The organism is Blautia sp. AM29-29 (genome assembly GCF_003480555.1).
GTDB lineage: Bacteria > Bacillota > Clostridia > Lachnospirales > Lachnospiraceae > Fusicatenibacter > Fusicatenibacter saccharivorans.
This window is the reverse complement of record NZ_QUJD01000049.1, coordinates 1-1,564: the sequence shown is the minus strand read 5'-3', so window position 1 is coordinate 1,564 and position 1,564 is coordinate 1. Positions and strand designations below refer to the sequence as shown.

Sequence of the window (1,564 nt, the reverse complement as noted above, 5' to 3'; positions counted from 1 at the left end):
CACAATGTCATTAACTTAAAAGCAGAAGATATTTATTCCGAAATGGATTAGATATCTTCTGCTTTTTTTGATATGCTTATATTGTAAAAAGAAGCCATGAACCTGCTCAAAAAAGGATGTGATTATGCATGAAGCATTCTCAGAAACGTATATTCATGGATATAGAAAAAATGACTTCTGATGAATTTAAGGCATTTTGCCGATCAGGTAATAAAAATTATTTTACCAGAATTCGAAAAATGCCTCTTCAGGATCTTCTTTTCACGATGATAAACAGAAAGGGGTTGACGTTGGCATTGGAACTGAGAAATTATATGAAACTTGCTCATCCTGGTGTGTCTATTTCAAAACCAGGATATCTGAAACAGCGTATGAAACTTAATCCAGATGCTTTTTTAGAATTATATAAATATCATAACCGTAACTTTTATGCAGATTCCACCTTTTCAACTTACAAAGATCATTTAATATTAGCCGCTGACGGCTCAGATATTAATATTCCTACCACTGCTGAAACACTGAAACTATATGGTTCTGCAAGCCGGAAAAACACAAAGCCCCAAGCTCAAATAGGATTAGGCTGTATTTATGATGTAATGAATCGTATGATACTGGAAAGTGACTGTAATAAGGTGAAATTTAATGAAATGCGCCTGGCCGAAAAACAGATGGAGCGAATACCGGAAACAATAGGCAGCATTCCCTATGTTATTATCATGGACAGAGGCTATCCTTCTACGCCAGCGTTTATACATATGATGGATAAGGATATTAAATTTATCGTACGTTTAAAAAGCAGTGATTACAAAAAAGAGCAAAACAGTTTAATAGAAAAGGATCAGCTAGTTAAAATAAAACTTGATAAGTCAAGAATCAGACATTACGAGGGAACGCCAGATGGAGAACGTATGAAAGAATTAGGTGAAATTTCATTGCGTATGGTAAAAATCCTATTAGAAAACGGAAGTTTAGAAGTTTTGGCTACAAATCTTTCACAAACTGAATTTCATACAGAAGAAATAAAAGAATTATATCATATGAGGTGGGGGATAGAGACTGCGTATGAAACGCTAAAGAGTCGGTTACAGTTAGAGAATTTTACAGGAACAAAACCTATTCTGTTATTACAAGATATATACAGCACTATATATCTGAGCAATTTAGTTGAAGATATCATATTAGATGCAGAGCGTGAACTGGATCAGAAAGAAGCGAACAGAAAACATAAAATGATGATCAATCAGACTGTTAGTATTGGAATCTTAAAAAATGATCTGATTTATATACTTCTTGAAACGGATGGTCAAAAGAAAAATATGTTATTTCAGCAAATATATGAAGATATCAGTAAAAATCTTGTTCCCATTCGTCCTGATCGGCATTATACCAGAACGAAAGGGCAATTAGCAGGAAAATATTCGAATACCCATAAAAGAGCGTACTGAGCTAAAAAATACGAGTACAAAGAGAAGGGGATAAGTATGCCCATATACAAACAAAAAGCAGGAATCATAGTTTTATAAATGCTTACGATTTCTGCTCTTTGCTAAAGTTAATGACATTG

Annotated in this window: 1 protein-coding gene; it reads left to right on the top strand. The window is 33.8% G+C overall.

Features of this window, described 5'->3' with window-relative positions:
• The first annotated feature begins 155 nt into the window (after window positions 1-155).
• A complete protein-coding gene (locus DW769_RS16270; RefSeq protein WP_238033145.1) occupies window positions 156-1,445 on the top strand; it encodes an IS4 family transposase in 1,290 nt (429 codons plus the stop codon).
• The last annotated feature ends 119 nt before the right edge of the window (window positions 1,446-1,564 follow it).

Excerpts from the sequence above, each read along its gene's own strand:
- DW769_RS16270 (WP_238033145.1), top strand. The coding sequence starts at position 156 with ATGGATATAGAAAAAATGACTTCTGATGAATTTAAGGCATTTTGCCGA.